Origin of the sequence: Pseudomonas sp. BGI-2, from assembly GCF_004310295.1 — a bacterium.
Taxonomy (GTDB): Bacteria; Pseudomonadota; Gammaproteobacteria; order Pseudomonadales; family Pseudomonadaceae; genus Aquipseudomonas.
In genome coordinates this window covers 170,996-192,015 of the sequence record NZ_SISB01000005.1, presented here as the reverse complement: position 1 = coordinate 192,015, position 21,020 = coordinate 170,996, and the positions used below count along the sequence as shown (strand labels likewise).

22 protein-coding genes and 1 tRNA gene are annotated in these 21,020 nt (G+C 58.9%); 7 read left to right on the top strand and 16 right to left on the bottom strand.

From position 1 onward, the window contains the following. Positions 1-202 precede the first annotated feature (202 nt). Entirely contained in the window at positions 203-1,420 is a 1,218-nt protein-coding gene (locus tag EYC95_RS05755) for an MFS transporter (protein ID WP_131059499.1), read from the top strand. Positions 1,421-1,594: 174 nt separating this feature from the next. On the opposite strand, the gene ychF is transcribed toward EYC95_RS05755, so the two are convergent. From ychF to EYC95_RS05710, 8 genes are all read right to left on the bottom strand, one after another. Then, positions 1,595-2,695: a redox-regulated ATPase YchF gene (ychF, locus tag EYC95_RS05745; RefSeq protein ID WP_131059497.1), complete on the bottom strand. Its 1,101-nt coding sequence runs from the start codon at positions 2,693-2,695 to the stop codon at positions 1,595-1,597. Positions 2,696-2,718: 23 nt separating this feature from the next. Then, a complete protein-coding gene (gene pth, locus EYC95_RS05740) occupies positions 2,719-3,303 on the bottom strand; it encodes an aminoacyl-tRNA hydrolase (protein WP_008153430.1) in 585 nt (194 codons plus the stop codon). A gap of 170 nt (positions 3,304-3,473) precedes the next feature. Continuing rightward, positions 3,474-4,076 carry a 50S ribosomal protein L25/general stress protein Ctc gene (locus EYC95_RS05735; RefSeq protein WP_131059496.1) on the bottom strand — a complete coding sequence of 201 codons (603 nt, stop codon included), beginning with the start codon at positions 4,074-4,076 and terminating at the stop codon, positions 3,474-3,476. Positions 4,077-4,217: 141 nt separating this feature from the next. Further along, positions 4,218-5,159 carry a ribose-phosphate pyrophosphokinase gene (locus tag EYC95_RS05730; RefSeq protein ID WP_003208392.1) on the bottom strand — a complete coding sequence of 314 codons (942 nt, stop codon included), beginning with the start codon at positions 5,157-5,159 and terminating at the stop codon, positions 4,218-4,220. A gap of 45 nt (positions 5,160-5,204) precedes the next feature. Then, positions 5,205-5,279 (bottom strand) — tRNA-Gln (locus tag EYC95_RS05725). 36 nt (positions 5,280-5,315) lie between these two features. Continuing rightward, positions 5,316-6,167 (bottom strand): 4-(cytidine 5'-diphospho)-2-C-methyl-D-erythritol kinase, encoded by an 852-nt coding sequence (ispE, locus tag EYC95_RS05720; protein WP_131059510.1) that lies wholly within the window; start codon positions 6,165-6,167, stop codon positions 5,316-5,318. A gap of 2 nt (positions 6,168-6,169) precedes the next feature. Beyond that, positions 6,170-6,787 (bottom strand): lipoprotein insertase outer membrane protein LolB, encoded by a 618-nt coding sequence (gene lolB, locus EYC95_RS05715; RefSeq protein WP_131059495.1) that lies wholly within the window; start codon positions 6,785-6,787, stop codon positions 6,170-6,172. A 4-nt stretch (positions 6,788-6,791) separates the two neighbouring features. Then, the gene (locus EYC95_RS05710) at positions 6,792-8,516 is read right to left on the bottom strand and encodes a tetratricopeptide repeat protein (RefSeq protein ID WP_131059494.1); all 1,725 of its coding nucleotides are present in this window, start codon (positions 8,514-8,516) and stop codon (positions 6,792-6,794) included. Between the two features lie 182 nt (positions 8,517-8,698). On the opposite strand from EYC95_RS05710, the gene hemA reads away from it, so the two are divergent. The 6 genes from hemA (at position 8,699) to EYC95_RS05680 (ending at position 14,064) form a co-directional block, all read left to right on the top strand. Then, the gene (hemA, locus tag EYC95_RS05705; RefSeq protein WP_131059493.1) at positions 8,699-9,988 is read left to right on the top strand and encodes a glutamyl-tRNA reductase; all 1,290 of its coding nucleotides are present in this window, start codon (positions 8,699-8,701) and stop codon (positions 9,986-9,988) included. After that, the gene (gene prfA / locus EYC95_RS05700) at positions 9,985-11,067 is read left to right on the top strand and encodes a peptide chain release factor 1 (RefSeq protein WP_131059492.1); all 1,083 of its coding nucleotides are present in this window, start codon (positions 9,985-9,987) and stop codon (positions 11,065-11,067) included. The genes hemA and prfA overlap by 4 nt, the downstream gene beginning before the upstream one ends. Next, positions 11,068-11,898, top strand: coding sequence for a peptide chain release factor N(5)-glutamine methyltransferase (gene prmC / locus EYC95_RS05695; RefSeq protein WP_131059491.1), 831 nt, complete (start codon positions 11,068-11,070; stop codon positions 11,896-11,898). Beyond that, a complete protein-coding gene (locus EYC95_RS05690; protein ID WP_131059490.1) occupies positions 11,892-12,647 on the top strand; it encodes a molybdopterin-synthase adenylyltransferase MoeB in 756 nt (251 codons plus the stop codon). The genes prmC and EYC95_RS05690 overlap by 7 nt, the downstream gene beginning before the upstream one ends. Beyond that, on the top strand, positions 12,640-13,431 hold the full coding sequence (murI, locus tag EYC95_RS05685) for a glutamate racemase (protein WP_131059489.1): 792 nt from the start codon (positions 12,640-12,642) through the stop codon (positions 13,429-13,431). Before EYC95_RS05690 ends, murI begins: the two co-directional genes overlap by 8 nt. 114 nt (positions 13,432-13,545) lie before the next feature. Then, a complete protein-coding gene (locus EYC95_RS05680) occupies positions 13,546-14,064 on the top strand; it encodes an acyloxyacyl hydrolase (protein ID WP_131059488.1) in 519 nt (172 codons plus the stop codon). A gap of 133 nt (positions 14,065-14,197) precedes the next feature. Here EYC95_RS05680 and EYC95_RS05675 read toward each other — a convergent pair whose 3' ends face one another. Genes EYC95_RS05675 through phrB form a run of 8 tightly spaced genes read right to left on the bottom strand, consistent with a single transcriptional unit; the run spans position 14,198 to position 21,006 of the window. Beyond that, positions 14,198-14,503: a YkgJ family cysteine cluster protein gene (locus EYC95_RS05675; RefSeq protein WP_131059487.1), complete on the bottom strand. Its 306-nt coding sequence runs from the start codon at positions 14,501-14,503 to the stop codon at positions 14,198-14,200. Between the two features lie 53 nt (positions 14,504-14,556). Further along, on the bottom strand, positions 14,557-15,060 hold the full coding sequence (locus EYC95_RS05670) for a DUF2878 domain-containing protein (RefSeq protein WP_131059486.1): 504 nt from the start codon (positions 15,058-15,060) through the stop codon (positions 14,557-14,559). Further along, positions 15,053-16,324, bottom strand: a complete 1,272-nt coding sequence (locus EYC95_RS05665; RefSeq protein ID WP_131059485.1) for a cyclopropane-fatty-acyl-phospholipid synthase family protein — start codon at positions 16,322-16,324, stop codon at positions 15,053-15,055. Before EYC95_RS05665 ends, EYC95_RS05670 begins: the two co-directional genes overlap by 8 nt. Further along, on the bottom strand, positions 16,311-17,126 hold the full coding sequence (locus tag EYC95_RS05660) for a DUF1365 domain-containing protein (protein ID WP_131059484.1): 816 nt from the start codon (positions 17,124-17,126) through the stop codon (positions 16,311-16,313). Before EYC95_RS05660 ends, EYC95_RS05665 begins: the two co-directional genes overlap by 14 nt. Further along, positions 17,123-18,370 carry an NAD(P)/FAD-dependent oxidoreductase gene (locus EYC95_RS05655; protein ID WP_131059483.1) on the bottom strand — a complete coding sequence of 416 codons (1,248 nt, stop codon included), beginning with the start codon at positions 18,368-18,370 and terminating at the stop codon, positions 17,123-17,125. Before EYC95_RS05655 ends, EYC95_RS05660 begins: the two co-directional genes overlap by 4 nt. After that, positions 18,367-19,149, bottom strand: a complete 783-nt coding sequence (locus tag EYC95_RS05650) for an SDR family oxidoreductase (RefSeq protein ID WP_131059482.1) — start codon at positions 19,147-19,149, stop codon at positions 18,367-18,369. The genes EYC95_RS05655 and EYC95_RS05650 overlap by 4 nt, the downstream gene beginning before the upstream one ends. Further along, positions 19,146-19,568: a nuclear transport factor 2 family protein gene (locus EYC95_RS05645; protein WP_131059481.1), complete on the bottom strand. Its 423-nt coding sequence runs from the start codon at positions 19,566-19,568 to the stop codon at positions 19,146-19,148. The genes EYC95_RS05650 and EYC95_RS05645 overlap by 4 nt, the downstream gene beginning before the upstream one ends. After that, a complete protein-coding gene (gene phrB, locus EYC95_RS05640; RefSeq protein WP_131059509.1) occupies positions 19,561-21,006 on the bottom strand; it encodes a deoxyribodipyrimidine photo-lyase in 1,446 nt (481 codons plus the stop codon). The genes EYC95_RS05645 and phrB overlap by 8 nt, the downstream gene beginning before the upstream one ends. Positions 21,007-21,020: the final 14 nt, after the last annotated feature.

Sequence of the window (21,020 nt, the reverse complement as noted above, 5' to 3'; positions counted from 1 at the left end):
TTCCCATTCTCGGTCCCCTTTGTAAGGGGCCGCGTTGAAGCGGATTAACAAGGCAAGATTCAGACCATGGCGTTGCGCTATCACCTTCTGGGCGATGAATGTCGAGGTCGTTAGCAGGCTAAGGGGATGGCGCTGCTGCACTGAAAAATGGCACATTGACCCACCTGCCCGTGTGCACCCATCTGCTGTACGGAAAATTATCATGGCTATCAGTAACGCATCGACCGGCGCGACGTCGGCACTCGCGACTCCACAAAGCAGCCCGCTGGTCATGCGCATCATCGGCGCGGTGGCGCTGGCGCATTTGATCAATGACCTGATTCAGTCGGTGCTGCCGTCGATTTATCCAATGCTCAAGGCCAACTATGGCCTGACGTTTACCCAGGTAGGATTAATCACCCTGACCTTCCAGCTGACCGCGTCATTGTTGCAGCCATGGGTCGGCTACCACACCGATCGCCATCCCAAACCCTGGCTGCTGCCGGCGGGAACGGTCTGCACGCTGATCGGCATTTTGATGATGTCGGTGGTGGGCACTTTCCCGTTGATTCTGCTGGCGGCGGGGTTGATCGGCATCGGCTCCTCGACCTTTCACCCGGAAGCTTCTCGTATTGCGCGGTTAGCCTCGGGCGGGCGATTCGGCCTGGCGCAATCGACCTTTCAGGTCGGCGGTAATGCCGGCTCAGCCTTTGGTCCGTTGCTGGCGGCGGCGATCATCATTCCCTTCGGTCAGGGCCACGTGGCCTGGTTTGGCTTGTTCGCCGTGTTTGCGCTGTTCGTGCTCTATCGGATCAGCCGCTGGTACGCCAACCACTTGAACCTGTTCAAGCTCAAGCAGGGTCAGGCGGCGACGCACGGCCTGTCAAAACGCCGGGTCATCAGTGCGCTGGTGGTGCTCGGGCTGCTGGTGTTCTCCAAGTATTTCTACATGGCGAGCTTCACCAGCTACTTCACCTTCTACCTGATCGAGAAGTTCGACCTGTCGGTGGCCAGTTCGCAGCTGCATCTGTTCCTGTTCCTGGGCGCCGTGGCAGCGGGGACGTTCTTTGGTGGACCGATCGGCGACAGGATCGGGCGTAAGGCAGTGATCTGGTTCTCGATCCTTGGCGTTGCACCGTTCACGCTGATCCTGCCTCACGTTGACCTGTTGTGGACCAGCATTCTCAGCGTGGTGATTGGCTTCATACTCGCGTCGGCGTTCTCGGCCATCGTGGTTTATGCCCAGGAGTTGGTGCCCGGGAATGTCGGGATGATTGCCGGGGTGTTCTTCGGCTTGATGTTCGGTTTTGGCGGGATTGGCGCGGCGTTGCTCGGGCATTTGGCCGATATTCACGGCATCGAATACGTGTACTTCCTTTGCTCGTTCCTGCCTTTGTTAGGTGTACTGGCGATCTTCTTGCCAAGAACCCAAAAGCCCTGAACACCGCCGACCCTGTAGGAGCGAGGCTTGCCCGCGAAGCTTCTTGAGCCGGTGATGACGCCTTCGCGGGCAAGCCTCGCTCCTACAGGATTAGGTATCGCCCGGATTTCAGGCACAAAAAAGCCGCGTATCAAACGCGGCTTTTTCTTGGGCGGCTGCTTCGTCCTGAAAAACTCAGACGTTGAAACGGAAGTGCATCACGTCGCCGTCTTTAACGATATATTCCTTGCCTTCCAGACGCCATTTACCGGCTTCTTTGGTGCCGGCTTCGCCCTTGTACTGGATGAAGTCGTCATAGGCGATGACTTCGGCGCGGATGAAGCCTTTTTCGAAGTCGGTGTGGATCACGCCAGCGGCTTGTGGCGCGGTAGCACCGACGCGGACGGTCCAGGCGCGGACTTCTTCGACACCGGCAGTGAAGTAGGTCTGCAAGTGCAGCATTTCGTAGCCAGCGCGAATTACGCGGTTCAGGCCTGGCTCTTCAAGGCCCAGGGCTTCGAGGAACATGTCCTTCTCTTCGCCGTCATCCAGCTCGGCAATTTCGGCTTCGATCTTGTTGCAGACCGGAACCACCATGGCGCCTTCTTCTTCGGCGATGGCCTTGACGATGTCCAGCAGCGGGTTGTTCTCGAAACCGTCTTCGGCGACGTTGGCGATGTACAGGACCGGCTTGGTGGTCAGCAGGTGGAAACCACGAATCACCGCTTTATCGTCGGCGCCCATGGTCTTCATCAGGGTGCGCGCAGGCTTGCCGAGGGTAAAGTGAGCGATCAATTGCTCCAGCAGGCCTTTCTGGACGACGGCGTCCTTGTCACCACCTTTGGCGTTGCGGGCGACTTTCTGCAGTTGCTTCTCGCAGCTGTCGAGGTCGGCGAAGATCAGTTCCAGGTCGATGATTTCGATGTCGCGTTTCGGGTCGACGCTGTTGGAGACGTGAATCACGTTCTCGTCTTCGAAGCAGCGGACCACGTGAGCGATGGCATCGGTCTCGCGGATGTTAGCGAGGAATTTGTTGCCCAGGCCTTCACCTTTCGAGGCGCCGGCTACCAGGCCTGCGATGTCGACGAATTCCATGGTGGTCGGCAGGATGCGCTTTGGATTGACGATGGCCGCCAGGGCTTCCAGACGCGAATCCGGCATCGGCACGATGCCGGTGTTCGGCTCGATGGTGCAGAAGGGGAAGTTCTCGGCCGCGATCCCGGATTTGGTCAGGGCGTTGAACAGGGTGGACTTGCCGACGTTAGGCAGGCCGACGATGCCGCAATTGAATCCCATGGTGTTTTCCCCGAGGAGTAGAGTCAGGCCTTCTGGCTGTGCAGGTTTTTCATCGCGCGGTTCCATTCACCGGCGAGGATATCCGGCAGCACGCCGAGGGCAAAGTCGATGCTGGCATCGAGTTTTTCCTGTTCGGCGCGTGGCGCACGACCCAGGACGAAATTTGAAACCATACTGGCAACGCCCGGGTGGCCAATGCCAAGCCGCAAGCGGTGAAAGGTATTCTGATTGCCCAGTTGCGCAATGATGTCGCGCAACCCGTTGTGACCGCCGTGACCGCCGCCCTGTTTGAGTTTGGCAACGCCCGGAGGCAGGTCGAGTTCGTCATGCGCCACGAGGATTTCTTCAGGCGTAATGCGGAAGAAACCGGCGAGTGCCGCGACGGCCTGGCCGCTGCGGTTCATGTACGTGGTGGGAATCAGCAGACGAACATCCTGACCTTGATGCGAATAGCGCCCGGTCAGGCCGAAATATTTGCGATCGGCCACAAGGTTAACACCCTGTGCGTTCGCGATGCGCTCAACAAAAAGGGCCCCTGCGTTATGCCGGGTCTGTTCGTATTCAGCGCCTGGATTTCCCAGGCCAACGATCAGTTTGATGGCAGTCACGATAGGGGCCCTTCCTTGGAGTGGTGGATAACATCGCCGCAATCAGTGTGTGCGGCGAAAGTGGACGACAAGTGCTCATTTACCATTATGTAAACTCCGCGTTCTCGCCCGCTTTCTCGCTACGTTCCAGTCCGCGATGTTACTTGATCACTCCGGCATGACAGAGTGAATTACTCTGCTGCGCCTTCTTCAGTAGCTTCTGGAGCAACACGTGGAGCGTGGACGTTGGCAACAGCCTTGTCATCGCCGTGTGCCAGGGCAACAAACTCAACGCCTTTAGGGGCTTTGAGGTCGGACAGGTGAATGATCGAACCGATTTCGGCGTTAGCCAGGTCGACTTCGATGAATTCAGGCAGGTCTTTTGGCAGGCAGGTCACTTCGATTTCCGAAACAACGTGCGAAACTTCGCCGCCTTTCTTGATCGGAGCTTCTTCACCAACAAAGTGTACAGGCACGATAGCGGTCAGTTTCTGGCCAGCTACAACGCGTACGAAGTCGGCGTGCAGCACGTGGCCTTTGGCCGGGTGACGCTGCAGGGCTTTGATGATTACGTTTTGCTTGGTGCCGCCAACGTTCAGCTCGATGATGTGGCTGTAGGCCGCTTCGTTTTCGAGCAGTTTGGCAACTTCTTTAGCCAGCATGCTGATGGATTCAGGGGCTTTTTCGCCACCGTAAACTACAGCTGGTACCAGGCTTGCGAGACGACGCAGGCGGCGGCTCGCACCTTTCCCCAGGTCGGAACGCACTTCAGCATTCAGAGTAAAATCGTTCATGTTGTATCTCCAAAATAACCACATTCGCCCCAGCGGTTGCGACCAGCGCTAAAGGCGATATGGGCAAAAAAGCCCCGCCCCGACAGGAATGCCGGGGCGGGGCGCTTTTCGTCAACGAGACAGTCGAGAAGGGCAGGGCCCTTAACGGAACATCGCGCTGATCGATTCTTCATTGCTGATGCGGCGGACCGCTTCGGCAACTACCGGCGCGATATCCAGTTGACGGATACGCGAACAGGCTTGAGCAGCAGCTGACAACGGGATGGTGTTAGTCACCACCAGTTCGTCCAGCATGGAATTTTCAATGTTTTCGATCGCCCGACCGGACAGCACAGGGTGTGTGCAGTAGGCGAAAACCTTGGCAGCGCCATGCTCTTTCAGGGCCTTGGCCGCGTGGCACAGAGTGCCGGCGGTATCGACCATGTCATCGACCAGAATACAGGTACGCCCTTCGACATCACCGATGATATGCATCACTTCAGAGTGATTGGCTTTCTCACGGCGTTTGTCGATGATCCCGAGATCCACGCCCAGGGATTTGGCAACAGCACGTGCACGCACGACGCCACCAATGTCCGGGGACACGATCATCAGGTTTTCGAAGCGCTGATCTTCAATGTCATCCACCAGAACCGGGGAGCCGTAGATGTTATCTACTGGAATATCGAAGAAACCCTGGATTTGGTCAGCATGCAGATCAACCGTGAGAACACGATCGATGCCGACTACGGTAAGCATGTCAGCAACGACTTTCGCGCTGATAGCCACACGTGCGGAGCGCGGACGGCGATCCTGACGGGCATAACCAAAGTAAGGAATAACAGCAGTAATACGAGTAGCCGAGGAGCGGCGGAAGGCATCAGCCATCACTACCAGTTCCATCAGGTTATCGTTGGTCGGAGCGCAAGTCGGCTGAATAATGAAGACATCTTTACCGCGGACGTTTTCATTGATCTCGGCAGTAATTTCGCCGTCGGAGAACTTACCGACAGAGATGTCACCGAGAGGGATATGCAGCTGACGTACGACACGCCGAGCCAGATCGGGGTTAGCGTTCCCCGTAAAGACCATCATCTTGGACACGCGCAGTACCTAGAGGCTGAGGGTAACCTGGATGAGTATAGAAAATGGCAGGGGCGGCTGGATTCGAACCAACGCATGGCAGGATCAAAACCTGCTGCCTTACCGCTTGGCGACGCCCCTGTATCTGTTGCAACGATTACCCAGTAATCGGTTCCTTTAGAGCAGACTTTGCAGCTTGCGATGCAACATCGAAACGTTGCTTCCTTTTGCTACAAACCCTGTAAGGGTCTCTGTAAGAAGGGCCGAGACTTTATCAGCTTCAGCTTTGCTTGGGAAGCCCCCAAACACACAACTTCCAGTTCCGGTGAGTTTTGCTTCGGTAAATTTACCTAACAAATTCAATGCGTTACGTACATCTGGATAACGCCTTGCTACCACCGGTAAGCAGTCATTTCGACTGTTTCCCTTGGGAACGGGGCGCACTTTAATGGGAGAAGAGTTACGTGTCAACAACGGATCTGAAAAAATTTCTGCTGTACTTACAGAGACTTGCGGCACCAGCACGACATACCACGGTTCTTCGGGGTCTACAGGGGTGAGTTTCTCCCCCACGCCTTCGGCAAAAGCCGCGTGTCCACGCACGAAAACCGGGACGTCGGCCCCCAGGGTCAGGCCCAGCGCGGCCAGTCGATCCTCATCCCAATCCAGTTGCCAGAGATGATTCAGGCCGAGCAAAGTCGTCGCGGCATTTGAACTGCCGCCACCGATTCCACCGCCCATGGGCAGAATTTTTTCGATCCAGATGTCGATGCCGAGCGAACAACCGGATTGCTCCTGAAGTTTTTTCGCGGCTTTGACGATCAGGTTGCTGTCGTGAGGAACGCCGACGAATTCGGTGTGCAGTTGAATCACGCCGTCGTCGCGCACCGCGAAGGTGATTTCATCGCCGTAATCGAGAAACTGAAAAATGGTCTGCAACTCGTGGTAACCGTCTTCACGACGACCGAGGATGTGCAGCATCAAATTGAGTTTGGCCGGGGAGGGCAGCGTCAAGCGCGGAGCAGTCATGTTTACTGCCCCAGTTTGCGTGGTTGCCATTCCTTGATCACCAGCGTGACATCAAGGTCGGTGCCGTGCAGTTTGATCCGCTCGGGCAGCCAATAGCCGTTTTGCTCGGCGTAACTGAGGTATTCCACTTGCCAGCCATCCTGTTCCAGATTGGCCAGGCGGCTGTCGGCATCCAAGGTCAGGCGACTTTTGCTGTCCGGCGCCGGAAGTCCGCGAACCCACCAGGCCAGATTGGACACCGGCAGCTTCCAGCCGAGCTGTTCTTCGACCAGCGCTTCGGGAGTCGTTGCGTCATAACGGCCCTGATTGGCCACTTCCAGCGAGACTTTGCCAGGGCGACCGGTCAAGCGAGCAGCGCCGCGACCCAACGGGCCGGAAAGACGGATGTCGTAGTAGTCCTGTCGCTGCAACCAATACAGCGTGCCGCTACCCGAATCTTTTGGCGCGCGGATACCGATCTTGCCGTTGATCTGCCAGCCATCGAGCCCGGTCAGCTGTTGTTTGTACTCGCGCCATTGGGCCGGGTTGCCTTGACCCTGAACCGATTCGCGGGCGCCGAAGCCCGCGCAACCGGCGAGCAGGGCGATGAAGCTGAAAACAATGAGGTGGCGCAAAAACATAATCTTAAAGAGTCTCTGATCCGGTCAGGCGCTTGATGGTGCTGCGCAGGATTGGGCTGTCGGGTTGTTCCTTGAGGAACTTGCCCCAGATTTGCTTGGCTTCGCGTTGCTTGCCATTGGCCCACAGGACTTCGCCCAGGTGAGCGGCAACTTCCTGGTCGGGAAAACGCTCCAGGGCCTGACGCAGGTAGCGTTCGGCTTCATCGAGGTTGCCCAGGCGGAAGTGCACCCAGCCGAGGCTGTCGAGTACCGCCGGGTCTTCCGGGTTGATCTGGTGCGCTTGTTCGATCAGGGCCATGGCTTCGGCGTAACGCGTCGTGCGGTCGGACAGGGTGTAGCCGAGGGCGTTCAACGCCATCGCATTGTCCGGATCGCGCTTGATGATCAGGCGCAGGTCTTTTTCCATCTGCGCCAGGTCATTGCGTTTTTCCGCCTGCATGGCGCGGGTGTAAAGCAGGTTCAGATCGTCCGGGTATTTTTGCAACGCGGTTTGCAGGACCTTCCAGGCCTTGTCTGGCTGGTTATTGGCAGACAAGGTCTCGGCTTCGATCAGGTACAACTGAATTGCGTAATCGGGTTGCTCGTCGCGTTCGGTAGCCAGACGGCTTTGGGCTTCGGCGGTCTTGCCGTTGTTGATCAGGATGTCGGTCTGGCGCAGTTGCGCGGGCAGGTAGTCATTGCCTGGGCCAACCTGGGCGTACTCGATCAGCGCGCCTTGTGGATCGTTGCGCTCTTCAGCGATACGACCGAGGTTCAGGTGTGCCGAATCGACGTGGCTCTCCCGGGCAATCAGATCTTCCAGGTAACCCTTGGCCTCGTTCCAGGCCTTGGCTTCCAGGCACACCAGCGCCAGGGAATAACGCAGTTCGTCGTCTTCCGGGTATTGCTGAACCAGGCTTGAGAACTCGACTTTGGCGTCATCCATGCGGTCCTGTTCAACCAGCATGCGCGCATACGTCAGGCGCAGGCGTTTGTCGTCCGGGTACTTCTTGATGCTTTTTTGCAGCAGCGGCAAGGCTTCGTCGCCACGGTTGAGCCCTTGCAACAGGCGCGCACGCAGCAGGATCGGGGCAATTTCGCCGTCGTCCGGTGGATTGTCTTCCAGCAGGGTCAGCGCGCCTTTGGTGTCACCGTCCTGTTGCAGCAGCAAGGCCTTGCCGAAAATCAACTGGCTGTTGTTCGGGTGGCGCAGCAATAAGCGGTCAAAACTTTTCATCAAGCCGTTGCGCGTGTCCTGGTCGGTATCGGCTGCGGACAGGGCGAGGAAGTCGAAATGCGTGTCGCCCTTGCCGAGCAGGACTTTCTCCATATAAACCATGGAGTCGTCATAACGACCGGCGCGAGCCAGCTGCACGGCAGCCGCACGTTGCGCCTCTAGATCGTCCGGGGCGTTTTTTGCCCAGATCAACGCGGTATCCAGCGCGGCCTGATCGGCGCCCAGGTACTCGGCGATGCGGAAGGCCCGCTCGGAGATGCCCGGATCCTGGGTATTGATGGCCTGGGTCACGTAGTTGTCCAGGGCAATGTCAAAACGATTGCGCTGGCCAGCCAGTTCGGCGCTCAACAGGCTGAAGACGGTTTCTTCGCTGAATGAGCTGTAAACCTTGGGCTTTTCAGGGGCCGGAGTGCTGTCTTCGACCGGCGGCGTACCGTCCGACGAAACGGGTGCCAAGACCTGGCAGCCGCTGAGGAAGACAAAAGCGAGGAGCAACGCGGAAGATCTATTCATATAGGAAGAGGACGACTAACCTGCGGTCGGATCATCATGACACAAGCCTTCGGCCAAACATAACCGAGTCTCGATTGATGCCTTTATAGAGGCGGGTCATTGGGACAATAGTCAGCGGTAGTTGTTCTGGCTCTGTCGAAGTAGGACAATTGCCTGCTTCACGTCACCATCAGCGACCTTGAATGGCCTTCCTTGCACTCGGTATCAACCACAAGACTGCGTCAATAGACGTCCGCGAGCGCGTGGCCTTTACCCCTGAGCAACTGGTGGAGGCCTTGCAGCAGCTCTGCCGACTCACCGACAGCCGCGAAGCTGCGATCCTCTCCACCTGCAATCGCAGTGAACTGTATATAGAACAGGATCACCTTTCGGCTGACATCGTGTTGCGCTGGCTGGCCGATTATCATCATTTGAGCCTCGAAGAGCTGCGCGCGAGCGCTTATGTTCACGAAGATGATGCGGCAGTTCGTCACATGATGCGGGTCGCCTCCGGGCTCGACTCGCTGGTGTTGGGCGAACCGCAGATTCTCGGTCAGATGAAATCGGCCTACGCCGTAGCGCGTGAAGCCGGCACTATCGGGCCGCTGCTGGGGCGTTTGTTTCAAGCGACGTTCAATGCCGCCAAGCAAGTGCGCACCGACACGGCCATCGGCGAGAACCCGGTGTCCGTGGCGTTTGCAGCGGTCAGCCTGGCGAAACAGATTTTCAGTGACTTGCAACGCAGCCAAGCCTTGCTGATCGGCGCCGGTGAGACCATCACCCTGGTCGCCCGCCATCTGCATGAACTGGGTGTGAAGCGCATCGTGGTCGCCAACCGTACCCTGGAACGCGCGAGCATCCTGGCCGAGCAGTTTGGCGCCCACGCCGTATTGCTCTCGGACATTCCGGCCGAACTGGTGCGCAGCGACATCGTTATCAGCTCCACCGCCAGCCAGTTGCCGATTCTTGGCAAAGGCGCCGTGGAAAGTGCCTTGAAACTGCGCAAGCACAAACCGATCTTCATGGTAGACATCGCCGTCCCTCGGGATATCGAGCCGGAAGTCGGCGAATTGGACGACGTTTACCTGTATAGCGTCGACGATCTCCACGAAGTGGTTGCCGAGAACCTCAAGAGTCGCCAGGGTGCAGCCCAGGCGGCCGAAGAGATGGTCTCGGTCGGTGCCGAAGACTTCATGGTCCGTCTGCGCGAACTGGCGGCGGTGGATGTGCTCAAGGCCTATCGCCAACAAAGCGAGCGCATGCGCGACGAAGAATTGCAAAAGGCCCAGCGCATGCTGGCCAACGGCAGCAGCGCCGAAGAGGTGCTGGTGCAACTGGCACGCGGCCTGACCAACAAACTCCTGCACGCACCGAGCGTGCAGTTGAAAAAGCTTTCTGCCGAAGGCCGCCTCGATGCGCTGGCCATGGCCCAGGAACTCTTTGCCCTGAATGAGGGCTCATCGGATAGCTTTTCGGATAAAAAACCGCAATGAAAGCGTCACTGCTCAATAAGCTGGACATCCTCCAGGACCGTTTCGAGGAATTGACCGCCTTGCTTGGCGATGGCGAAGTCATTTCCGATCAGGCCAAATTCCGCACCTATTCCAAGGAATACGCGGAAGTCGAACCGATTGTCGCCACCTATAAACAGTTGCTCAAAGTGCAAGGCGACCTCGAAGGCGCCCAGGCACTGCTCAAGGACAGCGACCCGGACATGCGCGAAATGGCCGTGGAAGAAGTTCGCGAAGCCAAAGAGCAACTGATCGACATCGAAGCAAGCCTGCAACGCATGCTGCTGCCCAAGGACCCGAATGACGGGCGCAACGTGTTTCTCGAAATCCGTGCCGGTACCGGCGGCGACGAGGCGGCGATTTTCTCTGGCGACCTGTTTCGCATGTATTCGCGTTACGCCGAGCGTCGTGGCTGGCGGGTGGAAATCCTCTCCGAGAACATCGGCGAGCACGGCGGCTATAAAGAAGTCATCGCCCGGGTTGAAGGCGAGAACGTCTACGGCAAACTGAAATTCGAGTCCGGCGCGCACCGCGTGCAACGGGTTCCGGCCACCGAATCCCAGGGTCGCATCCATACCTCGGCCTGCACCGTGGCGGTGTTGCCCGAGCCGGACGAACAGGAAGTGATCGAGATCAACCCGGCGGATCTGCGGGTCGATACGTATCGCTCCTCCGGTGCCGGTGGTCAGCACGTCAACAAGACCGACTCGGCGATCCGCATCACGCACTTGCCATCCGGTATCGTCGTGGAGTGCCAGGAAGAACGTTCCCAGCACAAAAACCGCGCCCGGGCGATGTCCTGGCTGTCGGCCAAACTCAACGATCAGCAAACCAGCGCCGCCGCCAATGCGATCGCCAGCGAGCGTAAGTTGCTGGTCGGTTCGGGTGATCGCTCCGAGCGCATCCGCACGTACAACTTTGCCCAGGGCCGGGTGACCGATCACCGGGTCAACCTGACGCTGTATTCCCTCGACGAAATCCTCGCGGGCGGCGTCGAAGCGGTGATCGAACCGTTACTGGCCGAGTTCCAGGCCGATCAATTGGCAGCGATAGGTGAGTAAATGACGATCATTGCCAGTTTGTTGCGCGCCGCCGATTTGCCCGACTCGCCCACGGCGCGTCTGGATGCCGAATTATTGCTGGCCGCTGCCTTGGGCAAGTCCCGCAGTTTTCTGCACACCTGGCCGGAACGCATTGTGCCGAGCGAAGCGGCGCTGAAATTCTCCGAGTACCTGCAACGTCGTCGTGGCGGTGAGCCGGTGGCGTACATTCTGGGTCAGCAAGGGTTCTGGAAGCTTGACCTGGAAGTCGCGCCGCACACGCTGATCCCGCGCCCGGACACCGAATTGCTGGTGGAAGCCGCGCTGGAATTGTTGCCCGCCACGCCGGCCAACGTGCTCGACCTCGGCACCGGCAGCGGCGCCATTGCGTTGGCCCTGGCCAGCGAACGTCCGGCGTGGAAAGTGACTGCGGTGGATCGCGTACTCGAAGCCGTGGCGCTGGCCGAGCGCAATCGTCAGCGCCTGCACTTGAACAACGCCACTGTGCTCAGCAGCCATTGGTTCAGCGCCCTGGAAGGTCAGCGTTTTAAGCTGATCATCAGCAATCCGCCGTACATCGCCTCCGCCGATCCGCATCTGGTGGAAGGCGATGTGCGCTTCGAACCGGCCAGCGCCTTGGTGGCGGGTGTCGACGGGCTTGACGATCTGCGCCTGATCGTCGACCAGGCGCCGGACTATCTGGAGGCCGGTGGCTGGCTGATGCTCGAACACGGCTACGATCAAGCGGTGGCAGTACGCGATTTGCTGCTGACCCGCGGCTTTGAAGAAGTCCACAGCCGCACGGATCTGGGCGGTCACGAACGTATCAGCCTGGGGCGCCTGCCGTGCTGAATGATCAGGAATTGTTGCGCTATAGCCGACAGATTCTGTTGCAACACGTCGACATCGACGGCCAGTTGCGGCTGAAAGAAAGCCGCGTGTTGATCGTCGGCCTCGGCGGTCTCGGCTCACCGGTTGCGCTTTATCTGGCGGCTGCCGGTGTCGGCGAGCTGCACCTGGCGGACTTCGACACGGTTGACCTGACCAACCTGCAACGCCAGATCGTTCACGACACTGACAGCGTCGGCCTGAGCAAAGTCGATTCGGCCATTCGCCGACTGAGCGCGATCAATCCCGAGATCCAATTGATCGCCCATCGCACCGTGCTGGACGAAGATTCCCTGGCCGCCGCCGTGGCTGCGGTGGATCTGGTACTGGACTGCTCCGACAATTTTTCTACCCGCGAAGCGGTCAACGCTGCGTGCGTTGCCGCCGGCAAACCGCTGGTCAGCGGCGCGGCGATTCGTCTCGAAGGGCAATTGTCGGTGTTCGACCCGCGCCGTCCGGAAAGCCCGTGCTACCACTGTTTGTATGGTCACGGCAGCGAAGCCGAATTGACCTGCAGTGAAGCCGGCGTCGTCGGTCCATTGGTTGGGCTGGTTGGCAGCCTCCAGGCGCTGGAAGCCTTGAAACTGTTGGTGGGTTTCGGCGAGCCGCTGGTGGGGCGCCTGTTGTTGATTGATGCCTTGGGCTCGCGCTTCCGTGAGTTGCGGGTCAAGCGTGATCCGGGCTGCAGCGTCTGTGGTTCGAAACATGCGTGAAGCGCCTATCGGCGTGTTCGACTCCGGTGTCGGTGGGCTTTCGGTGTTGGCCGAGATCCAGCGCTTGCTGCCCAACGAGTCTCTGCTGTACGTCGCCGATTGCGGCAATGTTCCCTACGGTGAGAAAACCCCGGCGTTCATCCAGCAGCGTTGCAGCGTGATGGCCGAATTTTTTCAGCAGCAGGGCGCCAAGGCTTTGGTGCTGGCCTGCAACACGGCGACCGTATCCGGTGTTGCGGATCTGCGCCGCGATTTCCCTGAGTGGCCCATCGTCGGCATGGAACCCGCCGTCAAACCCGCCGCTGCCGCCACCCGCAGTGGCGTGGTCGGCGTACTCGCCACCACCGGCACGTTGCAGAGCGCCAAGTTTGCCGCCTTGCTCGACCGTTTCGCCACCGATGTAAGGGTCATCACTCAGCCGTGCCCCGGCCTGGTGGAGCTGATTGAAAACGGCGATCTGCACAGCGAGGCATTGCGTCAGTTGCTGGCCGGGTATGTCGGCCCACTACTCGGCGCCGGGTGCGACACGATAATTCTCGGCTGCACGCATTATCCCTTCCTAAAGCCTTTGCTTAAGCAGATGATCCCGGATGACATCAGCTTGATCGACACGGGCGCCGCTGTAGCGCGGCAACTTGAGCGCCTGTTGACCGAGCGTGAGTTGCTCGCCGACGGGCCTGCACGTGCTGCGCAGTTCTGGACGAGTGCCGATCCGGAGCATTTCAGAAATATCTTGCCGATTCTGTGGAGTACCGCTGGCGTTGTGCAAAGCTTCAAGGGGTAAACAAAATTCTGGGGCACACGAATAATTGGGGTGAGCTTCTGATTTAGCGTCGACTTCTATTGCGGTGAGCAACAAAAAAAACCTTACGAAATCGTTCGGAAAAGGATGTTTCTAATGAAGCGACTATTCTGCTTGGCCGCGATTGCGGCCGCACTGATGGGGCAAAGTTTTACCGTACAGGCGGCAGGCGTGGAGTTCGCGGTCGGGCAGACCAGCGAGTCGACCATGACCTACCGACTGGGCATGCAATTCGATTGGGACAAGAGTTGGTTGCAGAGTGATGTCGGTCGTTTGACCGGGTACTGGAGCGGTGCTTACACCTACTGGGACGGCAAAGAGACCACCAGCAACCACAGCCTGTCGTTCTCACCGGTGCTTGTTTATGAGTTTGCCGGCCAGACCGTCAAGCCTTACGTGGAGTTGGGCGTTGGCGTCGCGGTGTTCGCCAATACCGAAGTCGAAAACAATCAACTCGGTAGCTCCTTCCAGTTTGAAGACCGGTTCGGTTTTGGTCTGCGCCTTGCGGGCGGACATGAAGTCGGCATTCGTGCGACGCACTATTCCAATGCCGGGCTCAGTAGCCCGAACAACGGTGTAGAAAGTTACGCGCTGCACTACACGATGCCGTTGTAACGTTAAAAGCTTCGCGGGCAAGTCGGATCGCCGCATCGCTCGCTCCTACAGGGAACCACCAGACCCGTAGGAGCGAGCGATGCGGCGATCCGACTTGCCCGCGAAGGCGTCAGAACTAACAGCACATCTTTAACTACCGATACGCCGTGGTAATCCCCTGACGCTCTTCGATGCATTCCGGTGCGCCCATCTCGAACTCCCGGCAGATCAGCGGGCGTTTTTCGTAGATGGTGCACATCATGCTGTTGCGATCCAGCGCAGCGCACCAGCCGTCATCCAGACGCAGCATGACTTCCCCGCCCCAATCATCGGTATCGATAAAACGCTCAGGCACGCCCGTGTCGGTGATCAGCATGACTTCGAGCTGACAGCAGCAGGCTGCGCAGGTCGAGCACGTGACGGCCGGCTCGGTGATTTGCGTGTGGGGAATGGTTTTCATGGCGCGCAGTGTAAGGCAGTGGGCCGAAGCTGTGTGAAAGGCCTGACGGACGCTTAGCTGCGGGTGTCTGCCGCCAGCCGTTGAGCCATGAAATGCAGCGCAGGAAACAGCAAGGCCCAGAGCAGCCCGATGCCCACCAGCGTGGGCACCTGACCGTAAGGAAACTGCACGTCTGCCAGTTTCCCTCCCGCGAAATACGACACCGGTCCACCCACCGCGCCCAGCAGGCTGCCGAGCCACCAAGGGTTCGCGGTCCATTGCAGGCAATGGCGCAAGGTCGTTGCCAGTAACGCCCACAACAGCATCAGCCACAGCGGAATCAATGGCGCGACGTTGGCGAAGTCGAACACCCCCAGCCAGCGCAACGAACTGTCGATGGTGGTGCCCAGCAGCACAACACTGAGGATCAGTCGGCCTTCATCAGCCCAGCGACTTATCCACAGCAAATGAATAACCAGCGCCGCCAGGGCCACTAACAGCCACAAACTGTTGCCGCCCGCCACACAGGCAAACCAGCCGAGCTGAAACAGCGCGGCATTGGCCACGCGGTCAAGCATCGAAGCGACCCAGCAGCGGCGCGGGCATCGCCGACGGTTTGGCCAGCAGCAATTGCGCGGTGCCGATGGTGCGCTCCAGAAATCCCCCTTCGCAGTAGCACAGATAAAATTCCCACAAACGCAGGAAATAATCGTCGTAACCCAACTCGCTCAAGCGCCCTTGGGCTCGGCGAAAATTCTCATGCCACAGGCGCAGGGTTCGGGCGTAGTGCAGGCCGAAATCCTCCATGTGCAGCAGGTTCATGTCGGTGTCGCGGCTGATGATTTCCAGCATCTTCTGCACGCAGGGCAGGGCGCCGCCGGGGAAAATGTAACGCTGAATGAAATCGACACTGCCCTTGGCCCGTTCGTAGCGCTGTTCGCGGATGGTGATCGCCTGCAACAGCATCAAGCCGTTGCTTTTGAGCAGATGCGCGCATTGTTTGAAATAGACCGGCAGGAAGCGATGGCCGACGGCTTCGATCATCTCTATCGACACCAGTTTGTCGTACTGCCCGGTGAGGTCGCGGTAATCCTTGAGCAGCAGCGTGACCTGGTCTTGCAGGCCGAGGGCTTCGATGCGTTGTGCAGTAAAGGCGTACTGTTCTTTTGAAAGCGTGGTGGTGGTGACCTTGCAGCCGTAATGCTGCGCCGCGTAAAGCGCCATGCTGCCCCAGCCGGTGCCGATTTCCAGCAAATGATCACTCGGTTTCAGAACGAGCTTCTGGCAGATCCTTTCCAGTTTGTTCAACTGCGCCTGTTCCAGTGTGTCTTCTTCCGTCCGGAACTGCGCGGCGGAATACATCATGGTGGGGTCGAGAAACTGTTCGAACAGGTCGTTGCCCAGGTCGTAGTGGGCCGCGATGTTTTTCTGCGAGCCCTTGCGCGTGTTGCGATTGAGCCAGTGCAGCCCTTGAACGAAGGGGCGGCCAAGTTTCGCCAGGCCACCTTCCAGCGCATCCAGCACCTCAAGGTTGCTGACGAAAACGCGAACCACCGCGGTCAGGTCCGGTGAACTCCAATAGCCGTGGATAAACGCTTCGCCAGCGCCGATCGACCCGTTACCCGCCACCAATCCCCACGCAGCAGCGTCGAGGATATGGATCTCGCCGATCAGTTGGCTGCCAGCGGTACCGAAGACATACCGTTCGCCGTTTTCGATGACCACCAATTGTCCATGTTTGAGCTGTGTCAGTTGCCGCAGCACACCACGGCGCAGCAACGATCCGGTCAGGCCATGGGGGCTGAGCAGATTGACTTTGGCCGAGGCACTAGAGGGTTTCATGACGGCGATCCTTGGGAGGAACCATGGTGGTTTGAACGCTGCCATCGGCAGCGTGATGAGCAAATAGCGGTACGCGTTTGAGCAGCAGGCGCAGGGCCTGCCAATAGATCGCCAGGCAGGTTTTCACCGTCATCCACGGAAAGCGCCGCAAGTAACGGTGCAGGCTGGCGCGATCCAGTGCTTCGCGTTTCAGGCTGAGCGTGGCGTCGAACAATTTCAGTTCGCCCTGCCAGTCCGCCATGTGCACGCCGAGCTTTTGCGCCGCGGGACTGAAACTCATGCGGTATTCCAGGTCCGGCGGTAAAAACGGCGAGACGTGAAACGCCTTTGCCACGGCGAAGTGTTGATGGGAATCGGACAGATTCACCGGGGCCTTGGCGGGTAATACGTAGTGATAACGCTCGCGCCACGGGGTGTTGGTGACTTCGCAAAGAATCGCCGCCAGTTGCCCGTCAGCCTCATGGCAGTAGAAAAAACTCACCGGGTTGAACGACAGGCCCCAACTGCGGGCCTGGGTCAGCAGGCAGATCGAACCTTGCGGTGCATGGCCGATGGCCTGGCTGACCAGTTGGCGTACCGCATCAATCAGGCGTGTGCCATTGCCGGTATAGGCTTTAAGGTAATCGCTCTCGCGAAACGAGAACGGGGCGAAGCGACTGGCGCCTGAGAGCGGCGACAAACCGAGCACGGCGTCCTGTTCGTCGAGGTCCAGGTACAACAGGCCGATCCGGTATCGGAAGGCATGAGGCTTTGGGGCGAATCGCCGATGGGCGATCCAGCCGCTGTAGAGGGCGCTGTTCACAGCACTTCGCCAAACGAGCGAGCCACGCGCAATGCGCTGACCACGCCGTCTTCATGGAAACCGTTGGCCCAGTAGGCACCGCAATAGTAAGAATGTTGCGCGCCGTCCAGTTCTTCCCAACGGTTTTGCGCGGCGACGGCCGTCAGGCTGAATTGCGGATGGGCGTAAGTGAATTTGGCGAGCACTTTGCTCGGCTCAATGCCTGCGCTCTGGTTGAGGCTGACGCAGAACGTGGTATCGCCCTGGATGCCTTGCAGGATGTTCATGTCGTAGGTGACGGCGGCTCGTGTTTGGCCTGGGCCACCGAGGCGATAATTCCAGCTGGCCCAAGCGAGTTTTCGTGTGGGCAGCAGGCGTGTGTCGGTGTGAAGGACCACTTCGTTGTCGGCGTAGGGCAGGGCACTGAGGATCGAGTGTTCAGCATCGCTCGGTTTGGCCAACAGCTTCAGGGTCTGATCGCTGTGGCAGGCAAACACCACTTTGTCGAATCGCTCGCTGCCGCCGGCGCTGTGGACAATGACGCCTTCCTCATTGCGTTCGACTCGAGTCACTGGGCAACTGAGACGGATCTTCTCTTTAAAGGTCGCCGTCAATGGCCCGATGTAAGCACTCGAGCCGCCTTCGATCACACGCCATTGCGGGCGATTGCTGACGGACAGCAGGCCGTGATTCTTGAAAAACCTGACAAAGAACTGCAGCGGGAAACCGAGCATGTCTGCCATCGACATCGACCAGATCGCCGCGCCCATTGGCACGATGTAATGCAGGATGAAGCGCTCGCCGTAGCGGCCGTTTTTCAGGTAGTCGTCCAGCGTGGTGTCGAGGGCGATTCGCTCTTCATCCAGGTCGCGCCGTGCTTCTTTATTGAAGCGCTGGATGTCGCGCAACATGCCCCAGAATCCTGGCGACAACAGATTTCGACGTTGGGCGAACAGGCTGTTGAGGTTATTGCCGTTGTACTCCAGGCCCGAGTCCGGATCCGTCACTGAGAAACTCATTTCAGTCGGTTTGAACCCCACGCCGATCTGGCCCAGCAGGCGTATGAAATTCGGGTAAGTCCAGTCGTTGAACACAATGAAACCGGTGTCCACGGCGTAGCGCTGGTCATCGACGGTCACGTCCACGGTGTGGGTGTGACCGCCGATCCAGTCGCTGGCCTCGAACAGGGTGATCTCATGCCTGCGGTTGAGCAGGTAGGCGCTGGTCAGCCCCGAGATCCCGCTGCCGATGATGGCGATGTTCACGGCACATCCCGGATCGGCGGACTGCTGCGCACCATGCGTTTGCCGATGGCCAGTTTCACGCAGTTGGGCATTTTCGACAGCGGCCAGAGAGCCGCCATGAACAGTCCCGGAAAGGCGATCTCCAGTGGATGGTTCTTGAGCTTGGCGAAGATGTGCCGGGCGGCCTTGGCCACTGGCCAACTGAGCGGCATCGGGAAGTCGTTTTTCGCGGTCAGCGGTGTCTCGACAAACCCCGGACTGACCACCGTGACTTCGATGCCTTCCGGCGCCAGATCAATGCGCAGGGATTCGAACAGGTAACGCAACCCGGCTTTCGACGCGCCATAGGCTTCGGCCCTGGGTAGCGGCAGGTAGGTCACCGAACTGGCGACGCCCACCAGATGCGGCGCCGTGCCCTTGCGTAGCAGGGGCAAAGCGGCCTCGATGCAATAGGCGCTCGCGAGCAAATTGGTGCGCACCACGTGTTCGACGATCGACGAATCGAACTGCTGAACGTCGACGTATTCGCAGGTGCCAGCGTTGAGGATGACCGTGTCCAGAGAGCCCCAGGCATGCGCAATCTGTTCGCCGATTTCGCGCACTGTCTGACTGTCAGTGAGATCGCCAGGCACGACCAGCACTTGTCCTGGATAACGCTGCGACAAGACTTTCAGCACCGCTTTCGAGCGCGAGCTCACGGCCAGGTGAGCGCCGGTTTTCAGTATTTCTTCGGCCAGTGAAGCGCCAATGCCGCTGCTGGCGCCCGTCAACCAGTATCGCCGTGGAGGTGTAAGGCTCATCCCATTCTCCTTTTCAACCAGGCAATCGCCCGGCCCAATACGGGTAAATGTTCGTAAAGCAGTGCCCCGGCATCGAAGTAATCCCGGTGGCAATAAACCTTGTCGCGCCAGCGCAGGTGCGAGCACCCGTCAACGCGAATCAACTGGCCACCGCTCAGGCGCGGATGGCGGTAGCTCATGACCCAGCGCAGATACCCTTCGCCTTCTCCGGTCTGGTCGAAGCCATGAAAATCGAAACGCAGTTCGCTGACGTTGGCGTAGAGCTCGGCGAAGTAATTGCGCAACTGTCCGATTCCTTGCACTTCGTGCAGCGGATCGGTGAAGCGCACGTCTTCGGTGTAGAGCTCACCGAGGCGTTGCAAACTGTCTTTGTCCAACTGGGCGAATTGCCGGGCAAAGCGCCGCAGGAAATCACTCATAAGCACCTCCTGCGCTCTGTCGCGAGGGCAGGTTCTTGAACGCCGCCAAGGCACGTTGGCGACTGGTACTCAGGTTGACGATTGGCGATGGATAATCCGCAACCCCGAACAAGCCGCCGAGGTTCGCCGGGTTGTGCACTTCTTTCTTGTTCAGCCCGGCCAGTTCCGGCAGCCAGTGCTTGATGAACACGCCTTCGGCGTCGAATTTTTCCGACTGGCTCAGCGGGTTGAAAATACGGAAATAAGGGGCCGAGTCAGTGCCCGTGGAAGCACTCCACTGCCAACCGCCGTTGTTCGCCGCCAGGTCGCCGTCGATCAAGTGGCGCATGAAAAAGCGTTCGCCTTCGCGCCAATCGATCAGCAGGTTCTTGGTCAGGAACATCGCCACCACCATGCGCAAGCGGTTGTGCATCCAGCCGGTTTCGAGCAATTGGCGCATGGCTGCATCGATGATCGGCAGACCGGTACGGGCTTGCTGCCAGGCCAGCAATTCTTCCGGGGCGTCGCGCCAGGCCAGGGCTTCGGTTTCCGGGCGGAAGGCGCGGTGACGCGAGACCCGTGGGTAGCCCACCAGAACGTGTTTGTAGAACTCGCGCCACAGCAACTCGTTGATCCAGGTGACCGCGCCAACCTTGCCGCTTTCGAACTCGCCTTGATTACTTTGCAGGGCAGCGTGCAAACACTGGCGTGGGGAAATTACCCCCGCGGCGAGATAGGCGGAGAGCTGGCTGGTGCCGGGTTTGGCCGGGAAGTCGCGCTCGTTTTTGTAGTAGTCGATTTGTGCGTCGGCGAAGGTGTCGAGGCGGCGGCGCGCTTCGGCTTCACCAGCGGGCCAGAGCTTGCGCAGGCTATCGCTTGGCGTTTCGAAACCTTCAACGCTCGACGGGATGACGTCGCTGCTGATGTTCAATGGACCCTGCTCCGCTGGTGAAGCAACCCGTCCCGGAAGAGCGCGGTGCAGGCGTTCATAACAGACTTTGCGGAACTGGCTGAAGACCTGGAAGTAAGTGCCAGTCTTGGTCAGCACGGTGCCCGGTTTGAACAGCAGTTGATCGAGGTAGCTAAAGAAGTCGATGCCATGGGCCTTCAGCGTTTCGGCTACCGCCGTATCGCGTCGGCTTTCATGAATGCCGTATTCCTCGTTGACGTGCACCGCGTCAATGCTCAATTGCTGACACAGCTCAAGCAGAACGTTCGGCGCCTCATCCCAGCGAGGGGCTTGGCGGATCAACAGGGGAATGTTCAGTTCGCCCAGCGCGCGGCTCAGTTCCTCCAGATTGCGCAGCCAGAAATCCACTTTGCATGGCGCGTCATCGTGTACCAGCCATTGCTCCGGGCTCAACAGGTAGACCGCCACCGTCGGGCCGCGCGCTGCGGCAGCCGAGAGGGCGGTGTTGTCGTTCAGGCGCAAGTCGCTGCGCAGCCAGATCAATTGCATGGTGGTGTCCGTAC